The 24,744-nt window shown below is 61.2% G+C and carries 22 protein-coding genes and 1 pseudogene; 10 read left to right on the forward strand and 13 right to left on the reverse strand.

Annotated elements, in window-relative coordinates:
• Window positions 1-59: 59 nt before the first annotated feature.
• The 6 genes and pseudogenes from FP026_RS15940 to FP026_RS15965 form a co-directional block, all read right to left on the reverse strand.
• Window positions 60-263 (reverse strand): annotated as a pseudogene (locus FP026_RS15940) (inorganic phosphate transporter); the annotation flags it as partial.
• Between the two features lie 64 nt (window positions 264-327).
• Window positions 328-1,410 (reverse strand): LLM class flavin-dependent oxidoreductase, encoded by a 1,083-nt coding sequence (locus tag FP026_RS15945; RefSeq protein WP_149635581.1) that lies wholly within the window; start codon window positions 1,408-1,410, stop codon window positions 328-330.
• An 87-nt stretch (window positions 1,411-1,497) separates the two neighbouring features.
• A complete protein-coding gene (locus tag FP026_RS15950; RefSeq protein WP_149635582.1) occupies window positions 1,498-2,352 on the reverse strand; it encodes an ABC transporter permease subunit in 855 nt (284 codons plus the stop codon).
• Entirely contained in the window at window positions 2,349-3,137 is a 789-nt protein-coding gene (locus FP026_RS15955) for a taurine ABC transporter ATP-binding protein (RefSeq protein WP_149635583.1), read from the reverse strand. The genes FP026_RS15950 and FP026_RS15955 overlap by 4 nt, the downstream gene beginning before the upstream one ends.
• A 56-nt stretch (window positions 3,138-3,193) precedes the next feature.
• The gene (gene tauA / locus FP026_RS15960; RefSeq protein ID WP_149635584.1) at window positions 3,194-4,207 is read right to left on the reverse strand and encodes a taurine ABC transporter substrate-binding protein; all 1,014 of its coding nucleotides are present in this window, start codon (window positions 4,205-4,207) and stop codon (window positions 3,194-3,196) included.
• Between the two features lie 312 nt (window positions 4,208-4,519).
• Window positions 4,520-5,158: an alpha/beta hydrolase family protein gene (locus FP026_RS15965; RefSeq protein WP_149635585.1), complete on the reverse strand. Its 639-nt coding sequence runs from the start codon at window positions 5,156-5,158 to the stop codon at window positions 4,520-4,522.
• A gap of 256 nt (window positions 5,159-5,414) precedes the next feature.
• Here FP026_RS15965 and FP026_RS15970 point away from each other — a divergent pair, with 256 nt between their 5' ends.
• The 9 genes from FP026_RS15970 to FP026_RS16010 all read left to right on the forward strand — a co-directional run bounded on the left by FP026_RS15970 (window position 5,415) and on the right by FP026_RS16010 (window position 15,541).
• A complete protein-coding gene (locus FP026_RS15970; RefSeq protein WP_149635586.1) occupies window positions 5,415-6,149 on the forward strand; it encodes a phosphotransferase enzyme family protein in 735 nt (244 codons plus the stop codon).
• Window positions 6,150-6,480: 331 nt separating this feature from the next.
• Window positions 6,481-7,473, forward strand: a complete 993-nt coding sequence (locus FP026_RS15975; RefSeq protein ID WP_149635587.1) for an LLM class flavin-dependent oxidoreductase — start codon at window positions 6,481-6,483, stop codon at window positions 7,471-7,473.
• Between the two features lie 24 nt (window positions 7,474-7,497).
• A complete protein-coding gene (locus tag FP026_RS15980) occupies window positions 7,498-8,847 on the forward strand; it encodes an LLM class flavin-dependent oxidoreductase (protein ID WP_149635588.1) in 1,350 nt (449 codons plus the stop codon).
• Between the two features lie 15 nt (window positions 8,848-8,862).
• Window positions 8,863-10,062 carry a M20 aminoacylase family protein gene (locus FP026_RS15985; protein WP_149635589.1) on the forward strand — a complete coding sequence of 400 codons (1,200 nt, stop codon included), beginning with the start codon at window positions 8,863-8,865 and terminating at the stop codon, window positions 10,060-10,062.
• Window positions 10,059-10,619 carry a GNAT family N-acetyltransferase gene (locus tag FP026_RS15990; protein ID WP_149635590.1) on the forward strand — a complete coding sequence of 187 codons (561 nt, stop codon included), beginning with the start codon at window positions 10,059-10,061 and terminating at the stop codon, window positions 10,617-10,619. The genes FP026_RS15985 and FP026_RS15990 overlap by 4 nt, the downstream gene beginning before the upstream one ends.
• A 40-nt stretch (window positions 10,620-10,659) precedes the next feature.
• Window positions 10,660-12,438 carry an amino acid ABC transporter permease/ATP-binding protein gene (locus FP026_RS30760; RefSeq protein ID WP_149635591.1) on the forward strand — a complete coding sequence of 593 codons (1,779 nt, stop codon included), beginning with the start codon at window positions 10,660-10,662 and terminating at the stop codon, window positions 12,436-12,438.
• A gap of 89 nt (window positions 12,439-12,527) precedes the next feature.
• Window positions 12,528-13,472 carry an ABC transporter substrate-binding protein gene (locus FP026_RS16000; protein ID WP_149635592.1) on the forward strand — a complete coding sequence of 315 codons (945 nt, stop codon included), beginning with the start codon at window positions 12,528-12,530 and terminating at the stop codon, window positions 13,470-13,472.
• Between the two features lie 77 nt (window positions 13,473-13,549).
• On the forward strand, window positions 13,550-14,488 hold the full coding sequence (locus FP026_RS16005) for an ABC transporter substrate-binding protein (protein WP_149635593.1): 939 nt from the start codon (window positions 13,550-13,552) through the stop codon (window positions 14,486-14,488).
• Between the two features lie 12 nt (window positions 14,489-14,500).
• The gene (locus FP026_RS16010) at window positions 14,501-15,541 is read left to right on the forward strand and encodes an LLM class flavin-dependent oxidoreductase (RefSeq protein ID WP_149635594.1); all 1,041 of its coding nucleotides are present in this window, start codon (window positions 14,501-14,503) and stop codon (window positions 15,539-15,541) included.
• 93 nt (window positions 15,542-15,634) lie between these two features.
• Here FP026_RS16010 and FP026_RS16015 read toward each other — a convergent pair whose 3' ends face one another.
• Window positions 15,635-16,060 carry a hypothetical protein gene (locus tag FP026_RS16015; protein WP_149635595.1) on the reverse strand — a complete coding sequence of 142 codons (426 nt, stop codon included), beginning with the start codon at window positions 16,058-16,060 and terminating at the stop codon, window positions 15,635-15,637.
• Between the two features lie 10 nt (window positions 16,061-16,070).
• Complete coding sequence (locus FP026_RS16020) at window positions 16,071-17,267, reverse strand: FAD-dependent oxidoreductase (RefSeq protein ID WP_149635596.1); 1,197 nt, start codon at window positions 17,265-17,267, stop codon at window positions 16,071-16,073.
• Window positions 17,268-17,385: 118 nt separating this feature from the next.
• Between FP026_RS16020 and FP026_RS16025 the strand changes: the two genes are divergently transcribed.
• On the forward strand, window positions 17,386-18,180 hold the full coding sequence (locus FP026_RS16025) for an AraC family transcriptional regulator (RefSeq protein WP_149635597.1): 795 nt from the start codon (window positions 17,386-17,388) through the stop codon (window positions 18,178-18,180).
• Between the two features lie 65 nt (window positions 18,181-18,245).
• Here the strand turns inward: FP026_RS16025 and FP026_RS16030 are convergent, their stop codons facing one another.
• The 5 genes from FP026_RS16030 to FP026_RS16050 all read right to left on the reverse strand — a co-directional run bounded on the left by FP026_RS16030 (window position 18,246) and on the right by FP026_RS16050 (window position 24,257).
• The gene (locus FP026_RS16030; RefSeq protein ID WP_149635598.1) at window positions 18,246-20,567 is read right to left on the reverse strand and encodes a heavy metal translocating P-type ATPase; all 2,322 of its coding nucleotides are present in this window, start codon (window positions 20,565-20,567) and stop codon (window positions 18,246-18,248) included.
• Between the two features lie 180 nt (window positions 20,568-20,747).
• Window positions 20,748-21,725, reverse strand: a complete 978-nt coding sequence (locus tag FP026_RS16035; RefSeq protein WP_149635599.1) for a zinc-binding dehydrogenase — start codon at window positions 21,723-21,725, stop codon at window positions 20,748-20,750.
• 41 nt (window positions 21,726-21,766) lie between these two features.
• Window positions 21,767-22,369: a TetR/AcrR family transcriptional regulator gene (locus FP026_RS16040; RefSeq protein WP_149635600.1), complete on the reverse strand. Its 603-nt coding sequence runs from the start codon at window positions 22,367-22,369 to the stop codon at window positions 21,767-21,769.
• 57 nt (window positions 22,370-22,426) lie between these two features.
• Window positions 22,427-23,683, reverse strand: coding sequence for an arsenic transporter (locus tag FP026_RS16045; protein WP_149635601.1), 1,257 nt, complete (start codon window positions 23,681-23,683; stop codon window positions 22,427-22,429).
• Between the two features lie 118 nt (window positions 23,684-23,801).
• Window positions 23,802-24,257 (reverse strand): universal stress protein, encoded by a 456-nt coding sequence (locus FP026_RS16050; RefSeq protein ID WP_149635602.1) that lies wholly within the window; start codon window positions 24,255-24,257, stop codon window positions 23,802-23,804.
• Window positions 24,258-24,744 lie beyond the last annotated feature (487 nt).

Genomic DNA, 24,744 nt, shown 5'->3' on the forward strand with positions numbered 1-24,744 from the left:
GAGGTCAGAGTTCGCTCTCCGGTTCCGCGCGTTAAGCGCTGCTCCTCATCGTGAGCCGCTCAGCGAGAGAGTTGAATGATCCAATAGGATAGCGACGAGATCACGGCCGCAGCCGGAAGCGTGATGACCCAGGCGATCACGATGTTGCCGGCAACGCCCCACCGTACGGCCGAGACTCGACGGGCGGCTCCGACACCGATGATGGCGCCCGTAATCGTATGGGTCGTGGAAACCGGTATTCCGAGCCAGGTCGCGGCAAAGAGCGGCTTGGAAAGGCTGGGAAGATGTTTTCAGGCCTTGCTTATGCTTGTTATGGACGCCGCTCGATCATGCCGAAACGTACTCGCGCAAGAGCGGCAATAATTGGTCGCCCTGTCGCTTGATTTCCGCGAGATAAGGCGTGTCAGAAAGGACGAAATGCGTGATGCCAAGATCGCGATATTTGCGCAGAGAACGGGCGACATCCTCGGCCGAGCCGACCAGCCAGGTGGTGCCTGCTCCTCCGCCGCCGAATTTGCCCGGCGCGGTATAGAGGTTATCATCGAGCACGTCGCCCCGCGCGGCGAGATCGAACAGCCGCTTTTGGCCGACGGCGACTGATTGCCGATGATCGTTCCAGCGAACTCCGTTGCCTTTGGCCATTTCGGCAACCTTCGCCTCAGCGTCCGTCCAGGCCTGCTCCGTCGTGTCGCGAACCAGCGTCGTGATGCGCAGCCCGAACTCCAGTGGCGGGAGGTCTCGATCAAGCTCTTTGCTCAATGTCTTGAGCCGGCTGATCCTTTCACCGATGTCGGCGAATGGCTCGCCCCAGAAAAGCTGGACGTCGGCCTCCGTGGCGGAGACGCGCTCGGCGGCATCCGACGCGCCGCCGAAATAGAGCTTGGGATGCAGGCGATCACCACGAGGCTGGATGCGCGGCGCGGCGGTGGAGTCGTTCACGCGAAAATGCTCGCCCTCGTAGGAGACATTCTCTTCCGTCCAGAGCTTGCGGATAAGCCGCATGAACTCCTTGGTGCGGCCATAGCGATGCGCCTGGTCGCCTTCGCTATCGCCATAGGCGGCGAGATTGTCCTTACCTGAAACGATGTTGACGCGCACGCGGCCGCTGCTCAGGTGATCCAGCGTGGCGGCGGCCGAGGCGAAATGTGCCGGTCTCCAATAGCCGGGGCGGATCGCAATCAGTGGCTCGAAAGTGGTGGTGCGGGCGGCAATGGCAGTTGCGACGGTGAAGGTGTCGGGGCGGCCCCATCCGGTGCCGATCAGTGCGCCCTTCCAGCCATGATCCTCCAGCGCCTTGGCATGACTGGTCAGCGTCTCCAGGCTATTGTGGTTTTCGACGGCGGAATCGCCGCGATGGCCCGGTTTGACGTCGTTGGGGATATACCAGAGAAATTCGCAATTGCTGCTCATGCCCGTGCCTGTCAGTCTTCTGAATCCAACGATGAGACTTGATGATGAGGAAAGCCGTGAGCGACATAGGCTCACGGCTCGTCGTGGTTAAAGCTTGCCCTTCCAGGGAACGAGCATAGCTTCGAGGATGCGGACGGCAGCCGAAAAGGTGAATGCACAGACCGCAATGATGCCGATGCCGACGAAGACGACGTCGGTGGCAAGGAACTGCGATGCCGACATGATCATGAAGCCGATGCCGCGGGTCGAGGCGATGAGTTCTGCCGCCACCAGCGTTCCCCAGCCGATGCCGAAGGCGATACGGACGCCCGTCAGGATTTCCGGCAGGGCCGAGGGCAGCACGACGGCGAAGAAGAGCTGCAGCCGGCTTGCGCCCAGCGACCGGGCGGCATTGACGCGTTCGAGCGGCAGTGAACGCACGCCGGCCTGGGCGGAGAGGCAGATCGGTGCAAACATGGCGAGCACGAGGAGCGTGATCTTCGAGGTCTCGCCGATGCCGAGCCATATGATCATCAGCGGCAGATAGGAAAGCGGAGGCAAAGGCCAGTAGAATTCGATCGGCGTATCCAGAATCCCCTTCGCCCATCGGTTGAGCCCCATCAGCAAGCCAACGGGAATGCCGACGATAATTGCGATGGCCGCGGCGGCGGCGATGCGGAACAGGCTTGCCAAAATGTGCTCGGAAAGCGAGGCGCCGGCATAGCCGTCACGATAGACGACGCCGATCTGCGTCAATACCTCGTCCGGGCGGGGCAGGAAAAGATGCGACACCAGGCCGAGCTTCGCAACCAGCCACCATAGCGCAAGACAGACGATTGCCGTGGCGATGCTGATGGTAACGGTGGGCTTGTCGCCGACGCCGAAACCGGGAATGCGAACCAGCTTCGGTTGTGCCTCTTTCTGAGAGCCTGAAATCGGGCGGGTCTCGATGATATCGCTCATGCCGCGCTCCTGATGCTATCGGCGTTGTGGAGGATGGCGCGAATTTCTTCCCGGAGATTGCCGAACTCGGGCGACGTGACGATCGCCCTCGTGTCGCCGCTCTCGGCAAGGCGATGCACGAAATCGAGCTCGAAGCGGGCAACCACGCGTCCTGGCCGTGGAGACATGACCAATACTTCGGTGCCGAGAAACAGCGCTTCCTCGATCGAATGCGTGATGAAGAAGATGCGCTTGTCGGTTCTGGCCCAGATCGACACCAGCAGCTCCTGCATCTGTTCGCGCGTCAGGCTGTCGAGAGCGCCGAAGGGTTCGTCCATCAGCAGGATGTCCGGATCGGTGGCGAGCGCGCGGGCAATGCCGACACGCTGGCGCATGCCGCCCGACAACTCATAGGGCAGGGCATTGGCAAAATCCGTGAGGCCCACGAGCCGCAGCAGCTCGGATGCGCGATCCCGGCGTTCCCGCTTTCCCAATCCGGCAAATTGCAGGCCAAGAGCGACATTGTCGATCACCGTTTTCCATGGCAGCAACGCATCCTTCTGGAAGACAACGCCACGATCGGCGCCGGGTCCGGAGACGGGTCTGCCGTCGAGCGTGATCTTTCCCTCCGATAGCGGCAGGAAGCCGGCGATCGCATTGAGCAAAGTGGATTTGCCGCAGCCGGAAGCGCCAAGTGCCACGACAATGCCGCGCTCTGGAATGTTGAAGGAGACACGGTCGAGCGCGTGAACGGTTCTGCCGTCACGCGCTGCAAAGAAAACGCTGGCATGGTCGACTTGAAGCATGGGGCCCTCAAAAAAGTGCGGCACCGACGCGACGAGCGCGCCGGCGCCGGGGAGGATCAGTTGCTGGCGCTGGTAAGTGCGTCAGCGGTGACGAATGCGCCATAGCTCGGCAGGACCTCGGAGACTTTTCCCTGACTCTTCAGGAATGTCGCCGTGTCCTTCAGGATCTTGGCCGCGCCCGATTTGTCGCCACCGCCAAGCCAGCCCGCGGATGCCTGAACATCGGGCGTCAACAGCGTGAGATTCTTCAGCGCCGCAGCCTGCTGATCGGCCGTGCCGCCCAGGAGCTTGGCAAGCGCCTTTGCATTCTCGCTGTCCGGCCCCCATGCAGCCTTGTCGGCTGCGAAGGAGGCGTAGTACTTGTTGATCACTGAAGCATAGGCCTTCAGGAACTGCGGGTTGTCGGTCGCGAATTTCGAGGTTGCGACCCAGGCGGAGAATGTGGGAGCGCCCTTGTCGGCGACGTCCTTGGATGTCACCAATACCTTGCCGTTCTTCTTCAGCTCGGTCAGTGCCGGATCCCAGACGAAGCCGCCGTCGATATCGCCGCGATTGAAGCTGGCAACGATTTCCGGCTGCGGAATGGCGAAGACCTGCACATCCTTTTCCGTCAGGCCGAGGGATTTGATGAGGGCGAGCAGCTGATAGTGGTCGGTGGAGACAGGTGCTGCCGCAAGCTTCTTGCCCTTCAGATCGGCAAGTGTGTTGATGCCCGAGCCGTTGCGCACAACGAGAGCTTCGTCGACGCCCGAGATTGACGACAGGTAGAAGGCTTTTACTTCCAGCCCGCGGGAAGCGGCCGCCGCAAACGGGCTTGAGCCGACGTAGCCGATCTGGACATCGCCGGATGCGATGGCAGCGAAGATCTCCGCTCCGGAATTGAATTTGCGGAAGTCGATCTCGTAGCCCGTTTCTTTGGCGAATTCGCCGTTGGCGATCGCGACGGACGACGGCAAGGCGTCCGTCTGATAGGCGACGACGACCTTCTTGTCGGCCGCTGCAGCGACCGTTGCCACGCAGATGCTGGCGAGGCCCATGGCAGCGGCAGCGATCAATGTCTTGAACTTCATGTGTGTCCCCTTGGCCGGATCGGGATTCTCCGGCGGTTCCCTGAGTGCGATGTGTAAAGCCTAGCGAAGAAGGGGAGAGGATCGACAGGAATAACAAACTATTTTTATAGACTATAATGGGAATTGTTTGTCTCAATCCATCATGCGCGCAGCGACGGCATATTTCTGCCGAGGAAAAGCAAGGAGTCGCGCTGGAGCCGGCATCCGAGACGGATGAGGCAGGTATTGAAGGGGCCGCCCTGAATCAGGTGTTTGATCTCGCCAGCGGAGTGCCTGCAAATCTCGGCTTGAGGTAGCCTATTCTTCTATCGATCAACGCAGTGCAGCGGCCCATTGAGCTACGTGATCGGCAACGGTTGCGATATGCTCGGTGGACGTGAGACCGGATACAGCCTTTCGTGGCGTGAAGTCATGGTCTCCATCCTCCAGCCAGAGAATCTCGATCATTTTGGAGAGCTCGTACGTGGAGACTTCTTCCCGCGATCCGAATAGGTCACGAGTTCCCTGACAGATGAGAGTAGGCGTCTTCATGCCTGCGAGATGGGCGGTTCGCAGCTTCTCAGGTTTTCCTATCGGATGGAAAGGATAGCCAAGACAAAGTAGTCCAGAAATCCTTCCTGCATTGCTTAGATCATCCGCGATCATACTCGCCACACGTCCGCCCATCGATTTCCCCGCGATCACGAGTGTCCCTTTTGAACCAACTTCATCTATCACGGCTTTGAATTCCTGGTTTAGAAGCTCTGCCCGGGGCGGCGGAGACCGCTTCCCCGAAGAGCGCTGTGCTGACATGTAGTCGAACTCGAACCGGATAATTCGCAAGCCTTTGCTGGAAAGCGCCGCGGACATAGCTTCCATCCATTTCGTGTCCATTGCGCCGCCCGCGCCATGCGCGAAAACGATGTTGACCTTGGCGTCTTCGGGACCAGTGACGAGGAAATGGTACGGCATTCAGGATTCTCCCGGTTCGTAGCGTCGCCGCGTAAGCGCTGCGCCGCTGGCGCCTTGTTAGCAAAGCTCGGATTCGATGGCGAGGGATCACAGCCTTGAAAGGCATGGCAGGCTGCTGGAGATCCCTAAAGCGGACATAGCAACGTCGACTTGCGGAGCTTGCCAAGCTCGAGTTAATTGACGTTGCTCGCGCCTGCGGTCGATTAAGCGAAGCACCAACTACGCCGCCAAGGGTATCGCCGCCAAGGTATCGCCAATGGGATGGGAAGCACTCGGGCAGTGGGGTGAAGACGCGGTTCGCATCGAACCGCTCACTGGCGGCGTTGCCAACGACGTCTGGAGCGTTCGCGTCCATGGGCAGATTGCGGTCGGTCGCCTTGGCTCCAGGGCCGACGCTGATCTCGCGTGGGAAACCGAGCTGCTCCAACACCTCGAGCGTGCGGGTATGATCGTTCCAGCGCCGATCCCGACGACAGACGGACGCCTGTTCGCGAACGGTCTGGTGGTGATGAAATACATCGAGGGCGGACCGCCAGAGACCATGTCCGACTGGCGTCGCGTCGCCGATACGCTGCGCAAGCTGCATCGGTTGACGAAGGACTGGCCGCAGCGCCCCGGTTGGAAATCTTCCACCGACCTCCTGCATGCCGAAACCGGAACGAGGGTCAACCTTGCTGCGATGCCGCCGGAGGGCGTTGCTCGATGTCGAGCAGCGTGGGCGCGGCTTGTCGGGCGTCAGACATGCGTCGTCCACGGCAACCCAAGTAATCCTGGCAACATCCGCATGACTGCTGATCGCGTCGCGTTGATCGACTGGGATGAGTCCCACGTCGATGTCCCCGACCTTGATCTGGTGCTGCCCGACAATGCTGCCGATCTCGACGACGACGCCTATGATATCGCTGCGCAAGCGTCTGCCGCATGGGAAGCCACCGTTTGCTGGCAGGACGACTACGCACTCAGGCGGCTCGCCGAGGTGCGAGCAGTCTGAGCGGTTTCGGCGGATCGATGCGTCGTATCCATACTGGAGCGTCCGGCGACTATGTAAGCCAAACTGCGGGCTTGGCCGCGCGTTTCCCTGGATTTTGCATCCAGGCAGCTATTTCGCGGCTGTGACCTTTCCAAAGGTAAAAGCTGTCACCTAACGCCCAGCGAGGCGCCATTTGTTACGGTTTCACGCACATCCCCTTGATCAACTGCCGATTTTTTCCGCATCCGGCGAAAGAAAAAGAAAGCTGTTTCTTATATAACTTAAAATCTATGTTTTTTATAGACTATAGCGTTCCTTGGTCGGCATCGGACGCAAACATGGATGAAACGGCATGTCTTATCTCCTTAGCCTTCTCGACAAGAGCCCGATCGAACAGGGACTGAGTGCCACCGATGCGCTTGGCGCTACGACGCGCCTGGCCATAAGGGCCGAAGAACTTGGCTATCACCGCTTCTGGCTCGCCGAGCACCACAACATGGCGAACCTCGCCAGTTCGGCACCCGAAGTTCTGATCGCCTATCTTCTCGCCCGCACCTCGAAGATTCGCATCGGCTCCGGCGGCGTGATGCTGCAGCATTACAGCGCTTACAAGGTCGCGGAGGCCTTCAATCTCCTGGCCTCGCTGGCGCCCGGCCGCATCGATCTCGGCGTCGGCAAGGCGCCGGGCGGGTTTCCGCTTTCGACCCGCGCGCTGCAGCGCGCTTTCGATCCCGAGAAGAAGCCGGAATTCGCAGAGCAGCTGTCCGACATCAACACCTACCTCGCCGCCGATCCCCATTCCGAAGGCGCGCTGGCGACGCCTTTTCCGCCAAGTTCGCCCGAGCGCTTCCTGCTTGGCGCCAGCGTCGAAAGCGCGAAGCTAGCGGCGGAGAAGGGTTGGAGATTGGTGTTTGCCGGGCACCTGAACGGCGATCCGGAAAATCTGCGGAAAACCTTCGAAGCCTATGAGCATGCGAGCGGCGGCAAGGTGCCGATCCTGGCGCTCGCCGCCTTCGCCGCTGAAAGCGAGGCGCATGCCCGCGAGCGCGTTGGCCAGCTGCGCATTGTCAAGCTTTTCCTGCCCAACGGCCAGAGCGTCAATGTCGGCACCCAGGAACAGGCGGCGGAATTCGCGCGCCAGGCCGGCTTCTCCGACTTTCGAACCGAAGAGAAGGTGCCAAGCGTGCTGCACGGCACGGCGGCGCAGATCCGCGACGAACTCGACGCTCTCCATCGCCGCTACGGTGTCGAGGAATTCGTGCTCGACACGCCGGCCCTGACCGCGGCCGAACGGCTGAACTCCATAGAATTGCTCGCCAAAGAACGCCTTTCCCTCGTTGCCTGAGCGGCCTGTCCCAGGAGGATCATCATGGCTCAAAAACACGTCACCTTCGGTATCATGTTGCAAGGCCCGGGCGGCCACATGAATGCCTGGAAGCACCCGAGCGTTCCAGCCGATGCCAGCACCAATCTCAATTTCTTCGTCAAGACCGCCCGCAAGGCGGAAGATGCCGGCATTGCCTTCGCCTTCGTCGCCGATGGGCTCTATATCAACGAGCAATCCATCCCGCATTTCCTCAACCGGTTCGAGCCGCTGACCATCCTGTCCGCGCTCGCCGCCTTTACGACGAAGCTCGGGCTGGTCGGCACGGTTTCGACCTCCTATAGCGATCCCTTCACCATCGCCCGGCAGTTTGCCTCGCTCGATCTCATCAGCGGCGGCCGTGCCGGCTGGAATGCGGTGACATCGCCGCTTGAAGGTTCCGGCCGCAACTATAGCCGCGAACATCCGGAGCACGAGTTGCGCTACGAGATCGCCGACGAATATCTCGATGCGATCAAGGGCCTGTGGGACTCCTGGGACGACGATGCCTTCGTGCGTGATCGCGAGACCGGCGTCTATGCCGACAAATCCAAGCTGCATCGCCTGAACCACAAGGGCCGGTTCTTCCGCATCGAAGGTCCCCTCAATATCGGTCGCTCCAAGCAGGGGCAGCCGGTGGTGTTCCAGGCGGGGGCCTCGGATTCCGGTATCCGGCTCGCCGGCAAGCATGCCGATGCTGTCTTCACCAATGGCGGGCCGTTGGAAGATGCCAAGACCTTCTACAAGCAGGTCAAGCAGAGCGCGATCGCACATGGCCGTAGTGCCTCCGATGTCGGCATCTTTCCCGGTATCGGCCCGATCGTCGGCGCGACGCAGGAGGAGGCGGACGCCAAATACCAGGCAATCCGCAATCTCGTCACCATCGAGGAGGCGCTTGCCTATCTCGGCCGCTTCTTCGATCATCATGATTTCAGCGTCTATCCGCTCGATGAGCCGTTCCCTGATCTCGGCGACATCGGCCGCAACAATTTCCGCGCCACGACCGATCGGATCAAGAAGACGGCGCGGGAAAAGGGGCTCACCCTGCGTGAGGTGGCGCTGGATGCGGCAACGCCGCGAACCTCCTTCATCGGCACCGCCGAGCATATTGCCAGCGAGATCATCCGCTGGGTGGATGAGGAAGGTGCGGACGGTTTCATCCTCGGCTTTCCGGTGATCGGCGAAGGCTTCGATGATTTTTCCAAACATGTCCTGCCGATCCTGACGGAGCGCGGCTACTTCGACCCTACGCTGAAAGGCGAGACGCTGCGCGATCATCTTGGCCTGCCGTTCCGCGAAAGCCGTTACGCGGTAGGGCAAGATGACATCGAACCCGCAAAGGCCGTGGGCGCCTGAGCCCGGACGATCGCCATGAACGCCATCATCACGCCCCCTTTGGACGCCGATCAAATCGAGACAGGGATCGCCGCCTATCTCGATGAGATCATCGCGCTCAGGCACGACTTGCATCAATACCCCGAGCTCGCCTTTCAGGAGCATCGCACCGCCAAGAAGGTTGCGTCGCTGCTTGCGGACTGGGGCTACGATGTTGCCACGGGTATCGCCGGTACGGGCGTGGTCGCGACCCTGAAGCGGGGCGACAGCAAACGTAGCCTCGGCATCCGTGCCGACATGGATGCGCTGCCGATCGAGGAGGCGACCGGGCTCGACTATGCCAGCAGCAACCCCGGCGTCATGCACGCCTGCGGCCACGATGGGCATACGTCGGTTCTCCTGGCGGCGGCCCGCTATCTCGCCGGGAGCGGCAATTTCAGCGGCACGCTGCGGCTGATCTTCCAGCCGGCCGAGGAAATCGGCGCCGGCGCGCGCAAAATGCTGTCGGAGGGTCTCTTCGATCGCTTCCCGGTCGATGCGGTCTTCGGGCTGCATAATTGGCCTGGTGTCCCGACGGGACAGTTCGGTTTCGTTGCCGGCCCGGCGATGGCCTCCGTCGACCAGGCCGTGATCAAGATCGTCGGAAAGGGCGGTCATGGCGCCGAGCCGCATCGTGCGGTCGATCCCGTACTGGCTTCAGCCTCCTTCATCATGGCACTTCAGAGCGTGGTCTCCCGCAATATCGATCCGCAGGATATGGCGGTTGCGACCGTGGGATCCATTCACGCGGGTTCCGCTTCGAACGTCATTCCCGAAAGCGTCGAGATGAAGCTGACCATGCGCGCCTTCAGCGAACAGGTGCGCGCGAGGCTGCAGGAGCGGATTCCCGCTCTGGCGCGGGCGCAGGCGGAAAGCTTCGGTGCGGTGGCCGAGGTCAATTACCGTCTCGGCTTTCCGGCACTGGTCAATCATGCCGATGAAACCGCCTTTGCCCGCACTGTCGCTTTGCAGACGCTCGGGACTGGGGCCGTCCAAGCGGATTTCCGGCCGCGGACGGCAAGCGAGGATTTCGCCTTCATGCTGGAAGCGAAGCCAGGGAGCTATCTCTTTGTCGGCAATGGCGATAGCGCCCCTCTGCACAGCGCCCAATACGATTTCAACGACGCGATCATTGCGCCCGCTGCCCGTTATTGGGGGCGGCTCGCCGAGATTTTCCTCGCGGATGACAACAGGTGACGACCGACATGAGCGATACGTTTCTCTATACGACCCCGCTCGATCCACGTGCCAAGCCGCTGATCGACGAACTGATCCATGAATATGACAGCCGCTACGGCAACTATTTCAATGCCGAAGGGGCGGCTGCCGAACTTAATCGCTATCCGCCGGAGGCTTTCGCGCCACCGGATGGCAATTTCCTGCTTCTGTTGCGCGATGGCGAAACGATCGGAGGCGGAGCCTTCAAGCACTATGACGACCAGACCGCCGAATTCAAACGGATCTGGACCCGGCACGATCTGCGACGGCAGGGATTGGCGCGGAAGCTGCTGGTAGAGCTGGAAGCGCAGGCGGGGCGGCAGGGCTATCGCCGCATCTATCTGACGACAGGTTTCCGCCAGCCCGAGGCGGTTGGCCTCTATTTGACCAATGGCTACACCGCGCTCTTCGACACTTCGGTCGATCCGGAGATCTACAAGAGCCTGCCTTTCGAGAAGGATATCAGCCATCTGGCCTTGTCCTATGTCGCCGAAGCCTCCGGCTCGCCGCAGCGACTGGCCGCTGCCGGCCGATAACGGCGAATAGGATCAATCACAATCATAAGGGGTAAGCATCATGGCGCTGACGACGGATTTTGCAGGTGTCGATCAAGGCACTGGAGCCGCCGAGACGAAGACTGACTATTCGCGTTATCGCATCGTGCCGGCGAGACATCCCGGACGCACGGCCGGCACGATCTTTGCCGCGTTCGTCATCGCGGTCGCCCTCTACTCCACTTTCACCAATCCGCGCTGGGGCTGGGGTGTCTTTGCCCAATGGTTCTTTGCGGAGCCGGTACTGGTTGGCCTTGGCCGGACTTTGCTTCTGACGGCGCTTGCAGCGGTGTCAGGCTCTATCCTCGGCACAGCGCTGGCTCTGGCGCGCGTATCGAAATCGCCGCTGCTCGCGAGCCTCTCTTGGGGTTATATCTGGCTGCTGCGTTCGATCCCAATGATCGTCTTGTTGCTAGTTCTAAACAATCTCGGCTATCTCTATGAAACCATTAGTATCGGCGTTCCCTTCACCGATAAGGTCCTCTTCGATTATCCGACCACGCAGTTGCTGACGCCATTTGCGGCAGCCTTTCTCGGATTGACGCTCAATCAATCCGCCTTTTTCGCCGAAATCGTTCGCGGTGGTATCCTCTCCGTCGATCAGGGCCAGTTGGAGGCGGCCGCCGCCCTCGGCCTGTCACGCCGCCGCCAAGCCTTTCGCATCGTCCTGCCGCAGGCGATGCGCTCCATCCTTCCCACGGGCTTCAACGAGATCATCGGTCTCGCCAAGAGCACGTCGATGGTCTACGTGCTCGCCCTGCCGGAGCTCTTCTACACGGTACAGGTCATCTATCGTCGCAATCTGGAAGTCATTCCGCTGCTGATGGTGGCGACGGTCTGGTATCTCGTCATCATGACGGTGCTGTCGATCGCCCAGCACTATATCGAACGCTATTTCTCGAAGGGCGCGGTGCGTAATCCGACGCCTTTGCCGTTCCAATCCTATTTTCAGCGCCTGCGCCGCGCGCCGGCCGCACCTTTGGCGAAAGCAAGTGGAGTGACCCTCGGGAACCAGAGGAGCGCTGCCGACTGGCGTGCCAAGGGCGGTGCGGTGCGCATCCATGGCATTTCGAAGAGCTTCGGCACTCTGAAAGTCCTCGACGATATCGAGCTCAACCTGCCGGCGGGCAGTGTGACGGCGATCATCGGCCCGTCGGGCTCGGGGAAATCGACGCTGCTGCGCGCCATCAATCATCTTGAGCGCGTCGACAGCGGCTTCATCTCTGTCGATGGCGAGCTCGTCGGCTATACGCAAAAGGGCGACGTGCTCTATGAGCTCAAGGAGAAGGATATTCTGAAGCGCCGGACGGACATCGGTATGGTCTTCCAGAACTTCAACTTGTTCCCGCATCTTACTGTTTTAGAAAACATTATCGAGGCGCCGATCCAGGTGCGTGGATTGAGCCGCGAGGAGGCCATTGCCTTTGCGCAGGAGCTGCTTGCCCGCGTCGGTCTCAGCGACAAGATTGATGCCTATCCTCGACAGCTCTTCGGCGGCCAACAGCAACGCGTTGCTATCGCGCGCGCCCTGGCGCTGCGGCCAAAGGTGCTGTTGTTCGACGAGCCGACCTCGGCGCTCGATCCGGAACTCGTCGGCGAAGTGCTTGACGTGATCAAGGAGCTGGCGCGAACCGGCACGACCCTCGTCATCGTCACCCACGAAATCGGTTTCGCCCGCGAGGTGGCGGATACCGTCGTCTTCATGGAAGGCGGACATATCCTCGAGACGGGCTCACCAACCCAGATCTTCAACGATGCGAGACATCAGCGCACCCGCGCCTTCCTCGCCAAGGTTCTTTAGCAGCAAGCAGGCATTCGACGCTCTGGCGCAGCAGGCGTCCGGGTAACGATAACGACATAAACAACCTATAATTGAAAAGGAGAAGGGAAATGACATTCATTGAGAGAGCGAAATATGTTGCTGCCGGCGTGCTGACGGCGGTAGCGATGAGCTGCACGACAGCAGGTGCGGCCGAAAAGTTCAATCTGAGCCCGGACACATCCAATCGCGTCCGGGCCGAGAAGGATGAAGCGGCGATCAAGGCGATTGCGCCGGGCTTCAAGTTCGTCAATCCCGGCAAGTTCACGGTCGCGATCAACCCGTGGGATCCGCCGATCGCTACCTATGCGACCGACGCGAAGACCGTCGTCGGCACCGATCCCGATATCGCGCAGTTGCTTGCCGACTCCCTCGGTCTGCAGCTCGAGCTGGTGCCGGTTGCCTGGGAAGACTGGCCGCTCGGTGTCTCCTCCGGCAAGTATGATGCCGTCATCTCCAACGTGACGGTCACGGAAGAGCGCAAGCTGAAGTTCGATTTCTCCACCTATCGCAGGGACGTGCTCGGCTTCTACGTGAAGGCCGACAGCAAGATCACCTCGATCAAGGAGCCCAAGGATGTTGCAGGTCTCAAGGTGATCACCGGCGCCGGCACCAATCAGGAGAAGATCATTCTCGAATGGGACCGGCAGAATGTGGCAACCGGCCTGAAGCCGATCGAAGTACAGTATTACGATGATCGCGCCGCCGCCGATCTCGCGCTGCAGTCCGGTCGTGCAGACGTCGAGTTCAATCCGAATGCGACGCAGGCCTATAAGGCCGCCATCAACGGCACGAGGAAGCTTGTCGGCACCGTCTCCGGTGGCTGGCCGCTGACGGCTGAAATCGCCGTCACGACGAAGAAGGGCGCTGGCCTTGCCGATGCCGTCACCCTCGCACTCAACGATCTGATCAAGGACGGCAAGTATGGTGAAGTGCTGAAGCGCTGGAGCCTGACCGCCGAAGCGGTCGATCAATCCAAGACCAACCCTGCGGGCCTGCCGAAGAGCGGCTCGTAATGTTGGTCGGGCGGACCGGCGCCGGTGGGGCCCGCGCCGGTCCGCTCCCATTCATCTCAAATGGAGATACAGGTTCCGTGACTATCCGCACGACTTTCAGAACTACACTAGCCGCCGCAGTGGCTGTTGCCTTGACCGGCCTTGCTCCAGCAACGGCAGCCGAAGACTTCGATCTGAGCCCGGCGCAGCCCGGACGCATCCACGCGGTGAAAGACGAAGCGGCGGTCGCCGCCATCCCAAAGGATTTCAAGTTTGTCACGTCAGGCACATTCACCGTCGCGGTCGCGCCCGGCGGCCCGCCGCTTGCGACCTATGCGACAGACGCGAAGACCGTGGTCGGCGCCGATCCGGATTATGCCTATGTCGTTGCCGATGCTCTCGGCCTCAAACTCGAGCTCGTGCCGGTCGCCTGGATCGATTGGCCGCTGGGACTGACCTCGGGCAAATATGATGCCGTCATCTCCAATGTCGGCGTCACCGAGCAGCGCAAGGAAAAATTCGATTTCTCCACCTACCGACAGGGCCTGCACGGCTTCTTCGTCAAGACGGATAGTAAGATCACTGGGATCAAGGAGCCGAAGGATGCGGCCGGCCTGCGCATCATCGTCGGCGCTGGCACAAACCAAGAGCGCATTTTGCTGAGATGGAGCGACGAGGACGTCAAGGCCGGCCTGAAACCGATCGAGCTGCAATATTACGACGACGAGGCGGCAAGCCTTCTGGCTCTCCGGTCCAATCGCGCCGATGTCATCGTGCAGCCGCACGCCCAGCTCGTCTACATCGCCGCTCGCGACAAGAACATCAAACGCGTCGGCACGCTGAGCGCCGGCTGGCCGGATCGCTCGGATGTCGCGATCACCACGCGCAAGGGCAGCGGTCTTGCGGCGGCGTTGACGCTTGCGACGAACGGACTGATCAAGGACGGCACCTACGCAAAGATCCTCGATCATTGGCATCTTGCGGAAGAAGCCTTGCCGAAATCGGAAACCAATCCGCCGGGCCTGCCGAAATTTTGAGGAGACAGCCGCATGAGCCGCCAAGCCCCATCGATCAGCCATATCGGCTTCCTCACACCAGGCAACTATCCGGATGAAGATCCGCTCGCCGGCCTGGAACAGACCCTGCAACTGCTCGAATACGGGGAAGAGAGGGGATTCAACAGCGCCTGGGTTCGCCAGCGCCATCTTGAACCCGGCATTTCCTCGGCGAGCGCCTTTCTCGCTGCCGCGACGCAGCGAACGCGCCACATCGAGCTCGGTACCGCCGTCATACCCATCGGCTATGAAAGCCCCTACAGGCTTGCCGAAGATCTGGCGACGGTGGATGTGCTGTCGCGGGGCCGGTTGAACATCGGCCTCAGCGCCGGCCGTCCGCTGCATGCGGATCTGATCGGGCCGCTTGCTTTCGATGGCGATTGGGAGAACCACGATTTTTCCCATCAGCGGGTGCTGCGCTTTGCCGACAATCTGAAGGGGACGTATGTCGGCAATCACGATACGCTTATCAAGACGCCGTTCGGTCCGCAGCGTCCGCGCCTCCAGCCCTATGCGAAAGGGTTGATCGATCGCATCTGGTATGGCGGCGGCTCGTTGCGGTCTGCCGAATGGGCCGGTCGCAACGGCTTCAATCTGCTGATCGGCAATGTCACCACGGGTGAGCAGACGGATGATTTTTTCGTCGCGCAGTCCCGTCAACTGGAAACCTATCGCGCCTCCGGCGGCGATACGAGGAGGGTGGCGCTCGGCCGGGTCATCGTGCCGTTCGACAGCGCCGATGCGATCACCCGCAAGCGCTATACGGACTACGCCGCCGGCCGCCACGAGCGCACACTTTCACCGCAGGGCGAGCGGCGCACGCTTTTCGCCCGCGACATCGTCGGCTCGTCGGATGAGATATTGGAGCGTCTGCGCAAAGATCCGATCTTGCCCCATGTCAGCGAATTCCGGCTGGAGCTGCCTTACGAATTCCATGATGAGGAATATCGGCAGATCATCCATGATTTCGTGACATCGATCGCGCCGGAGCTTGGCTGGAAAGAGGCCACACTCCTGCGGCGGTCCGCATCCTGAGGACCGCGTAGCGGCAAGGTCGGATCGGCGGGCTCTGCGTTCGTTCGATCCGGCCCGCTTCTGCCCTGTAGGCGGCCTATGTTATCGCTTCGGCTAACCGGCGAGAGAGGTTGCCGTGTCCGTTCGCTTGAGAATCCGCTCCGCAAGCTGCAGGGCTTCCTCCCGGGAGGCGACGATCTCCATTCTCATCCCGAACGCTTTCGTCGCAAGGCTCATCTGCACCTGCATGGCGGCGCGCTTGATGGCGCTTGCTTCGATGCCGATGACCGCCTTGCAGACTGTCGCAAGGTCTCTCTTGTTTTTATTCAGCCAGATGCCGCGCGCCTTGCGATCATCATGCTCCTCGGCCTGCTCGTCGCCCTCCATGATGACGACGAAAGGCATCGCGATGGCGAGCAGCGCGTCCATTTCCCGCTCCCATTGTTTCGAGTAACCTGGCTGCGCGGAGCCCGCGGATTGGCGCACGATCGGCCAAAGCGAAACATCGTGGACTTCGAAGGTGGTTGCGTCGATTATCATGGCATTTTCCTCAAGCAATTTTGTCGGTGATGGTGGCGAAGAGCATCGCGGCACCTCGTTCTGAGGCGTCGATGGCACGACCCGCCCGTTCACGCATGTCTGCCTCGTAATCCAGCAGTGCGGTGCAGGTCGTCCTTGTCTCCTTGCCGGCGTCGGCAAGAATCTGAGCAAGCATGCGCGCGTCTTCGAGCGCGGTGTTCGCGCCCAGTCCGCCCGCCGGGCTCATGGCATGGATGGCATCTCCCATAAGTGTTACCGCGCCGAACGGCCAAAGAGCGTCGGGGCGCCCTGTTCTGACGGGAAGTGCCGCGACCGCCGCAGGCTTGCTCCGGCTGATGATCTGCCTGAGCTCCGGATGCCAGCCACGCATTGCGGTCCTGAGCAATACCGGTAGGTCTAGCGTGAGATCGTAGGATTCCAGACCCAGTCGCCGGCGTGGCCCGATCAATGCCCAGTAGAGATAGGCGGAAGTCGGCGTCAGCTTGCAATCGGGAGCAAGATTGGCGGAGAGGTTCGAAAAATCGTCATCAAACCGCATAAGATCGAAGATGGCCGTGAAGCCATCGCCAAAGATCACCGTCGTGCCATCCTCAAGCATGTCGGCGGCGCCTGCGAGCGGCAATTCATTTTTGCCGTAAACACACATCGAGCCGGTATCGTTCGGCTCGGCATAGGGCGCCAATTGCCGGCGCACCTGCGAGTTCACGCCATCGGCGCCGACCAGAAGATTGCAGGAAACCGGTGCGGCTTCTTCGAACAATGCCTCGACACGCCCATCGTCCAAAGTACGATACTGCGTGAGCGCGTGCCCGAAATGAACATTGTCCTCGATCCCCGATAGCAGGATTTCGCGAAGGGTGAGGCGATTGACGCTCTGGTCACCATCGTCTTCATCCTCGTCGTCACCGGTATCCCAGCTCATGGGCGTACGGCCCGTGACCGGCAGAAGCTGTGGAGTGAGGAAGCGTCCTGCCCGCGGGCTGATGGACGCAGTTGCGCGAAACAGGTCAAACAGTGCGGGCGGCAAGCAAGCTTCCAGCGCCCGTTGCCCGCTCACATCGATACGAATGCGATAGCCCTGCAAGCGGCTATCGGGTGCGGGATCGCGCTCGTACACGTCAAAACGGATGCCGGCGCGCTTCAATCCCTGGGCGAGGCACAAGCCTCCAAGGCCTGCGCCGATGATGACGACATGAAAGTCCTGCATAGGTTCTCTATTCCATTCACTATTCGACTTTGATTTTGCCAGGGAAGAATAGCGTACCACGACCGAGACGTGGTAACGACATCCGGACTATAAATGTTGCGAAACGGCCAAACAGAACATGGGCATCGAAGATATTGGCGACCGTCTCGACGGGCCACCGCTCATCGCCTTCTGGGGATCGGATGAACCGGGCAGCGCCTTCCGCCTCGGCACTCAGGAATATGATTGGCACGCGCATACGCGCGGGCAACTCTTCTGCATCGAGAGCGGCTTGGTGCGCGTCGATACGCCTGGGGGCTCGTGGCTGCTGCCGCCGCAGCGTGCCGGCTGGATTCCGCCCGGTGTGAGGCACAAGGCAGGGATCAACGGCGTGCTGAGCGGCTGGGGTATCCTGCTGACACCGGAGGCCAGCGCCGGATTGCCGACGACGCCATGCGTTCTGAGCGTCAGCGATGTGTTGCGAGCGCTGGTTCGTCGCGCGACCACATGGCGCTGGGAGGAAAGGCTTACTCCGCAGCAGCGTCGCCTCGCGGCTGTTCTGTTGGATGAGGTGCGAGCAGCCCCGCGCGAAAGTCTGCATCTGCCGATGCCGGCAGATCGCCGCGCGCTCCGCATCGCGGACGCCGTGCTGCAGGATCCGGCCAGCGAGGAAACCTTTCATGCGCTGGCGCAGCAGGCAGGCATATCCGAGCGATCGGCCAGGCGTCTTTTCAACGCCGAAACGGGCATGTCCTTTGCCAATTGGCGTCAACAGGCGCGATTGATGCTCGCGCTTGAACATCTGAGCGCGGGTAACCCGATTGCGGAGGTGGCCGATAGCCTGGGATATGCAAACGCCAGCAGCTTCATCGCCATGTTCAGGAAGGCATTCGGCCTTTCGCCGCGCCGCTACCTCACCGTCCGAAAATTCTGATCCAGCTGCGGTTCAACGGCGGCGGAAAACCGGCGCCGCCGTGCTTATCGACGCCCGCAGATGGTTTAGGCGGCTACCTGGCGGTTTCGGACGGCGAGCAGGCGCAAGGCATTCATGGTCACCAGCACCGTAGCGCCGGTATCGGCGAGGATCGCCGGCCAGAGACCGGTAATGCCGATAATGGTGGTGACCAGGAAAACACCTTTCAGGCCGAGAGCGATGGTGATGTTCTGGCCGATATTGCTCATCGTCCGCTTCGAGAGGTCGATCATCTCGATGACGTCGCCGACGCGGCCGTGCAGCACGGCGGCATCCGCCGTTTCGAGCGCAACGTCCGTTCCTCCACCCATGGCAATCCCGACATCGGCCGCGGCAAGCGCAGGCGCATCGTTGATACCGTCGCCGACCTTGGCGACGCGCAAGCCCTGCCGTTTCAGGTCGCCGACGATCCGCTGCTTGTCTTCGGGCAGCAGTTGCGCGCGAACCTCGATACCGAGCGTCTTGCCGATCGCCTCAGCCGTGCGCTGGTTGTCGCCCGTCAGCATGATCGTCTTGATGCCAGCATCAGCAAGGGCCTTGAGGCCGGCGGCCGTATCGGCACGCGGCTCGTCGCGCATGGCGAGCAGGCCGGCGGCGATACCTTTGGCAATGAGAACGGAGACGGTCTTTCCTTCGTCGTTAAGTGCTCCGATCCGGGTCAATTGCTCCGGGGTCAACGACACTTTTTCACCTGCCGCCTGCGGTGATCCGAGGAATACGTCGATACCATCAACCGTGCCGCTCACACCCTTGCCGCCGATTGCTTTCGCATCGATGACCTGAGGGATATCCGTTCCGGCTGCCGTCGTACGGTCGAGGATTGCGCGGGCAAGCGGATGGCTGGAGCCGGTTTCGACCGCGGCTGCCAGGCGCAACACCTGCGTATCGCTCATCCCGAGGCCGACGATATCCGTGACCTTGGGCTTGCCTTCGGTCAGGGTGCCCGTCTTGTCGAAAGCGACGGCGGTGACCTTGCCGATATTTTCGAGCACCGCTCCGCCCTTCAGCAGCAGGCCGCGCCGGGCGCCGGAGGAGAGCGAGGCGGCAATCGCCGCCGGCGTCGAAATGACGAGGGCGCAGGGGCAGCCGATCAGCAGGATCGCCAGGCCCTTGTATACCCACTCGCCCCAGCTGCCGCCGAGGAACAACGGTGGGATAACGGCAACGAGCGCGCCGACAACGACGACGCCGGGCGTGTAATAGCGGGAGAAGCGATCGATGAAACGCTCGGTCGGAGCCTTCGATTCCTGCGCCTCCTCGACCAGCTTGACGACGCGGGCGATGGTATTGTCGGATGCTGCGGCGGTCACGCGGATACGCAGCGCGGCATCGCCGTTAACCGTGCCGGCGAAGACGGTTGCATCCGCGCCTTTGCGCACCGGCGTGCTTTCGCCGGTCACCGGCGCTTCGTCGACAGCGCTTTCGCCGGAAAGGATCACGCCGTCGGCCGGAATGCGGTCGCCAGGGCGCACTAGGATGAGGGCACCGATGGCGAGGCTTTCGGCCTCGACCTCAAGGGTCTTGCCATTCTCCTCGAGCAGGGCGGTCTTGGGCACCAGATCCGTCAGCGATTGAATGCTGGCGCGCGCCTTGCTGGCCGCTACGCCTTCCAATAGCTCACCGATCAGGAACAGGAAGACGACGGCTGCCGCCTCTTCGCTGGCGCCGATGATAACGGCGCCGATGGCCGCGATCGTCATCAGCATTTCGATCGAGAACGGCGTTCCGACCCTTGCGGCCGTGAAGGCACGCCGGGCAATCGGCAACAGGCCCACAAGCATGGCGGCGGTAAAGATCCAGGCGTCGAGTGCGGGAACGAGCTTGCCAATACCCCAGGCAGCGGCCACGGCGAAGCCGGTCGCGATGGTCAACCGGCCCTTGGCCGATTTCCACCAGGGTCTCGAGGTCGGGCCGTGGTCGTGCCCGTGAAGGCCGGCCATCGCCGCATCCGCCTCTTCCGAGGCGTGGCCATGTCCTGCGTGATCGTGCTTATGGCCAGCTGTACCATGTCTGTGATCACCGTGGTCATGATCGTGAGCATACGGCTTGTGATCATGATGACTGTGGCCGCAGCCGCAGGCATGATCATCCGCCGCCACCTTCGGCGCGGGAACGTTGCTTTGCGCAAGCGGGAAAAGCTTGTAGCCCAGGCCTGAGACGCGCTTTGCAATGCTCGGCAGCAGGTCGGGATCGCCCTGGTGCCTGACTGTCATCGTACCCGCAGTGACCGAGACGGAGACGTCCTCCACGCCCTGCAGGCGTCGAACGGCCGTGTCGATTTTCGCGGCGCAGGAAGCGCAATCCATGCCTTCCACGCGATAGCGGCTCTGTTGTGTTGTCGACGTCATCTTCTGGTTCCGATTTTGCTGTCGGAACCATTGCTACATCCTCTAGCTACTAGAGGAACAAGAGCCAATTTGCAGATTCTTGCGGGAGCGTTATGCCCGCCGGCTCCTGCCTTCGCAGGGCAACGCTCAAGCTTACGCCGCCCGCAAAGCCTGCAGGCGGCGAGCGTTGCCATAGTGAAATTACAGCTTCAGCAGAACCTTGCCTGCCTTGCCGGGTGCCAATGAAGACTTCACCGCCTGTGCGATTTCCGTAATGTCATAGGCGGCTTCCACCGGCAGCTTGACCTCGCCGGACGCGACTCGCGCGATCAGCTCGCTGATGAGCCGCCGGCGCTCGTCGGCCGACATGGCGGCGCTGACCTTGATACCCCAGAAGCCCTTGATCGTCAGCTGCTTGAAGATGACAGCCCTCGAGGCGATCTGCATCGGTTTGCCGGCCGCTGTACCGAAGGACACCAGCAGGCCGTTTTCACCCAAAAGATCGGCGAGGTCGTTACTCGCAACGCCGCCGACGGAGTCCACCGCGGCGCGGATCGGGGCATCGCCGATCATGGCGCGTACTTTCATCTTCCAGTCGGCGGTGGCGGTCGACACGGCGTTCTCGATGCCGAATGCCGACAGTTCGTCAATGCCGCCGTCGCGCCGAACAAGATTGATCATATGGATGCCGCGGCTGCGGGCCAGCATGGCGAGCGTCTTGCCGACCGCACCGTTCGCTGCGTTCTGGATGATCCAGTCGCCGCGTTCGACATTGAGGGATTCCAGAAGCGAGATGGCGCTGAACGGCATGGCGATCAGCTGTGCCGCGGCCTCGTCGGTAATGACGTCGGGCACGGGGACGAGGCTGGCGGCCGGCGCCGTGAACTGCTCGGCCCAGGTGCCATGCACGCCGGCGGCAACGACGCGTTTGCCGATCAGCGTCTTGTCGACATCAGGCCCGACGGCATCGACGAAGCCGACCGCCTCGCTGCCGCCGATCGCCGGCAATATAGGTTTGTAGCCGTAGGCGCCGCGCACCGTCCAAAGGTCATGATTATGGATCGGCGAAAGAATGGTGCGAATGCGCACATCTCCCGCACCCGGCTCCGGCAGCGGCATGTCGGCCAGATAAAGGACGTCTGCCGGGTCGCCGAAGACATCGTGGATGGCACTGCGCATTTTGTATTCCTTGCGTGTTGACATGCTGGTCCTGTCGTGGATCAAAGGCCGCCGGGTGCGGTAAGGGCTTGTTCAGTGGCAAGCATGGCCTGGTCGAGCGGCGTCTTATCCTTGCCGAGCTTCGCCAGGATCGCCGCCCCGAGCCAGAGACTATAGAGTGAACGGGCTGTTTTTTCCGGGATGCAGGATGATGAAATGGAACCGTCCTCACGTCCCTCGGTGATCGTCTTGGTGAGGCGGCGAATGAGATCCTCGACGCCGCCGAGCAAGATCACGCGCATGTTATCAGAGAGGTCGGCGATTTCGGCGGCAAGTTTCACGACCAGGCACCGGTCGGCAAGGCTTGCGCTGCCGCCATCGGAGAGCCAGGCATTCCAATAGTGCATCACACGCTGGCGCCCGTTGCCCTTCCAGCCGAAAAGCGCATCGAGGCGTTCCGTATAGTCAGAGCAATATTGCTTCAACAGCGCGCAGCCGAAGGCTTCCTTCGATGCGAAATAATAATAGAACGACCCTTTCGGTACGGCGCTCTGTTCGAGCAGCTCTTTCAGGCCGACGCCCCCGAAACCTTTGCGCAGAACCAATTCCCGCCCGATCGCGAGAATATGGCTCCGAGTGAGCTCCGATTTCTTCTTTGTCACCATAAGCGGTCCGATAACAAATAATCGACCGGTCGTCTATAAACTCGATGTTGTTTGCCGTCAGATCAGTGCGAGCGTTGCAAGCGAGAGGATCAGCGCCGGAAGCATGACAATGGCACCGATCTTCAAGAAGGCCAGCGCGCCCATGTGGAGCCCCTCCCGGCGAAGGGCGGCGAGCCAGAGGATGGTGGCAAGCGAGCCGGTTACCGAAAGGTTGGGGCCGAGATCGACGCCGATCAATACCGCGCCGGCAATGGAATCGGGAACATGGGCCGCCTGTACCGCGCTGCCGGCGAAAAGGCCGGCGGGCAAATTGTTGACGAGGTTGGAGATGATCGCGACCGAAAAACCGGCGGCTCCGATCGCCTGCGTCTGGGATTGTGCGGCAAGCGATGCAAGTCTTTCGGACAGAAGCGCGGTCAGGCCGGTATGATTGACCGCTTCGACGATCACGAAGAGGCCCGCCACCAGGGGCAATACGCTCCAGCTTATGCCGCTTATCGTCTCCATCGGGCTTTGCCGCGTGAGCGCGAGAACGATGACCGTGGTGATGACGCCTGCGGCAAATGTCGGTATTCCGAGGTCGAAATTCATGGCCGATGCGGCGATCAGCACGAGCGCGGTGACCACAAGTCCCCATCCGGCCAGCCGGGCCGTGTGCGAAAGGGAAGGTTCTTCGACATCGCGTGCGATCGTGTCTTCGGCCAGCGCGCGCCTTTGTGTCCAATAGAGGCAGCCGAAGGTCACGATAATCGAGACGATCGACGGCAGAAGGAAGGTCTGCATCCATCGGGATAGAGGCGGCATTTCGCCGCCGGCAAAGATAACGAGATTGGCTGGGTTGGAGATCGGCAGCACGAAGCTGGCGGCATTGGCGATGAAGGCGCAGACCAGCAAGTAAGGCATGGGATCCTTCACCCGCGCCGCCCGGCATGCGGCATAGACAGCCGGCGTGAGCACCACGGCAGTGGCGTCGTTCGACAAAAAGACCGTGACGACGACGCCGACGCCATAGACGAGTACAAACAGCCTGCGGGGCGATCCCCTGGCATGCGAGGTGGCGATGGCGGCAACCCAGTCGAAAAGCCCTTCGCGCCGCGCCAGCTCCGACAGAAGCATCATGCCGATCAGGAACAGATAGACATCGAAACCTTTGGAAATACCCGCCCAGACGTCGGTCGGGCCGATCAGCCGGAAGGCGAGGAGAACCGCCGCGCCGAGAACCGCCCAGATCGCTTCCGGCCAGCGGAACGGGCGTGTGACGACACCGAGGGCCGTCAGGCCGGCAATGCTCAAGGTGATGGCGGATTCAGTCATTCAGCTCGTCTTGGATATCGAAAGGGAGCGGATATGTAGCACTGCGGCGCTGGGGCGCAAATGGTAATTTCGGCGCGGCCCTCGGGGAAACCCGTGGGCCGGACGACCTCGCGAGAGGCTATGCCTTTTTCGTTCTGACCTCTTTCGCCGCAGTATCATGTAATTTGTCGGCGCGCTCGACGAGGACCGAACATTCCGCATGCCGGATGACATATTCCACAGTCGAGCCGAAGATGCGGTCGAGAATATCGGAAGTATGGGTTGCAAGCACGATGAGATCGGCCTTCTGCTCCTGCGCGACCGTCAGCAGGGTTCTCGATGCGGCGCCGGTGCGGACTTCTATCGACGCGGCAATGCCGAGACGCTTGCACAGCGCATCGAGCTTGTCTTCCGCTTCCTTGATGACGGACACGGCCCAATTGTCCGGGCTTTCGCTGCCGGAGGGAAAACGCTCGATCACATGAACCACGATCAGCTCTCCGCCCGGCGACAGAAGGGCGTGGGAGGTGCGCAATAGACGCTCGGCGCGCTCGCGGGATCCAAGTCCTATTGCGCAGATAATTTTCTCGTACATTCCACTCTCCCCAAGTCTATGCCGAAGCGTTCGGTAAACTCTGTCTGCGATCGCGGCGGCCGTCACGGCAGTATGACGCTTGCTCGTTGATTCGGCGATGATTGTCAGCCGAGTGAGGCCATTTGGCCGCCATCCGTGCTTTCAATGGCCGCGCGCTTTGCCATTTGCACAGATTTAATCTCGTCTCCTCCGAGAACGGAGCACGTCTTCGAATTGCTGCGTTGCAAAAAGGCGGGGCGGCTATTGCCTGGGTGCCGTCGTGGCCAGACCGCAGAAATAACATTGGCTTCTGCGTCAATCTGCCATCGTCGGATAGGTGCCCTGCGACATCCTGCACGCTTTTGCGCACTGCACAATTTGTTTTAGAACCATTTCGCGAACAACTTGCTGCGGGCTCAACCCATCGGCGAGACGGCCATGCTATTCTTGTCGCTGACAAGAGGCGGAAAGCCAGTCATATTGGGGCTCCGATATCGTCGATTGCGGC

Origin of the sequence: Martinezella tropici (assembly GCF_008370325.1) — a bacterium.
Lineage (GTDB): Bacteria > Pseudomonadota > Alphaproteobacteria > Rhizobiales > Rhizobiaceae > Rhizobium > Rhizobium tropici_B.

Excerpts from the sequence above, each read along its gene's own strand:
- FP026_RS15945 (WP_149635581.1), bottom strand. The coding sequence starts at position 1,410 with ATGAGCAGCAATTGCGAATTTCTCTGGTATATCCCCAACGACGTCAAA.
- FP026_RS15950 (WP_149635582.1), bottom strand. The coding sequence starts at position 2,352 with ATGAGCGATATCATCGAGACCCGCCCGATTTCAGGCTCTCAGAAAGAG.
- FP026_RS15955 (WP_149635583.1), bottom strand. The coding sequence starts at position 3,137 with ATGCTTCAAGTCGACCATGCCAGCGTTTTCTTTGCAGCGCGTGACGGC.
- tauA (WP_149635584.1), bottom strand. The coding sequence starts at position 4,207 with ATGAAGTTCAAGACATTGATCGCTGCCGCTGCCATGGGCCTCGCCAGC.
- FP026_RS15965 (WP_149635585.1), bottom strand. The coding sequence starts at position 5,158 with ATGCCGTACCATTTCCTCGTCACTGGTCCCGAAGACGCCAAGGTCAAC.
- FP026_RS15970 (WP_149635586.1), top strand. The coding sequence starts at position 5,415 with ATGGGATGGGAAGCACTCGGGCAGTGGGGTGAAGACGCGGTTCGCATC.
- FP026_RS15975 (WP_149635587.1), top strand. The coding sequence starts at position 6,481 with ATGTCTTATCTCCTTAGCCTTCTCGACAAGAGCCCGATCGAACAGGGA.
- FP026_RS15980 (WP_149635588.1), top strand. The coding sequence starts at position 7,498 with ATGGCTCAAAAACACGTCACCTTCGGTATCATGTTGCAAGGCCCGGGC.
- FP026_RS15985 (WP_149635589.1), top strand. The coding sequence starts at position 8,863 with ATGAACGCCATCATCACGCCCCCTTTGGACGCCGATCAAATCGAGACA.
- FP026_RS30760 (WP_149635591.1), top strand. The coding sequence starts at position 10,660 with ATGGCGCTGACGACGGATTTTGCAGGTGTCGATCAAGGCACTGGAGCC.
- FP026_RS16000 (WP_149635592.1), top strand. The coding sequence starts at position 12,528 with ATGACATTCATTGAGAGAGCGAAATATGTTGCTGCCGGCGTGCTGACG.
- FP026_RS16010 (WP_149635594.1), top strand. The coding sequence starts at position 14,501 with ATGAGCCGCCAAGCCCCATCGATCAGCCATATCGGCTTCCTCACACCA.
- FP026_RS16015 (WP_149635595.1), bottom strand. The coding sequence starts at position 16,060 with ATGATAATCGACGCAACCACCTTCGAAGTCCACGATGTTTCGCTTTGG.
- FP026_RS16020 (WP_149635596.1), bottom strand. The coding sequence starts at position 17,267 with ATGCAGGACTTTCATGTCGTCATCATCGGCGCAGGCCTTGGAGGCTTG.
- FP026_RS16025 (WP_149635597.1), top strand. The coding sequence starts at position 17,386 with ATGGGCATCGAAGATATTGGCGACCGTCTCGACGGGCCACCGCTCATC.
- FP026_RS16030 (WP_149635598.1), bottom strand. The coding sequence starts at position 20,567 with ATGACGTCGACAACACAACAGAGCCGCTATCGCGTGGAAGGCATGGAT.
- FP026_RS16035 (WP_149635599.1), bottom strand. The coding sequence starts at position 21,725 with ATGCGCAGTGCCATCCACGATGTCTTCGGCGACCCGGCAGACGTCCTT.
- FP026_RS16040 (WP_149635600.1), bottom strand. The coding sequence starts at position 22,369 with ATGGTGACAAAGAAGAAATCGGAGCTCACTCGGAGCCATATTCTCGCG.
- FP026_RS16045 (WP_149635601.1), bottom strand. The coding sequence starts at position 23,683 with ATGACTGAATCCGCCATCACCTTGAGCATTGCCGGCCTGACGGCCCTC.
- FP026_RS16050 (WP_149635602.1), bottom strand. The coding sequence starts at position 24,257 with ATGTACGAGAAAATTATCTGCGCAATAGGACTTGGATCCCGCGAGCGC.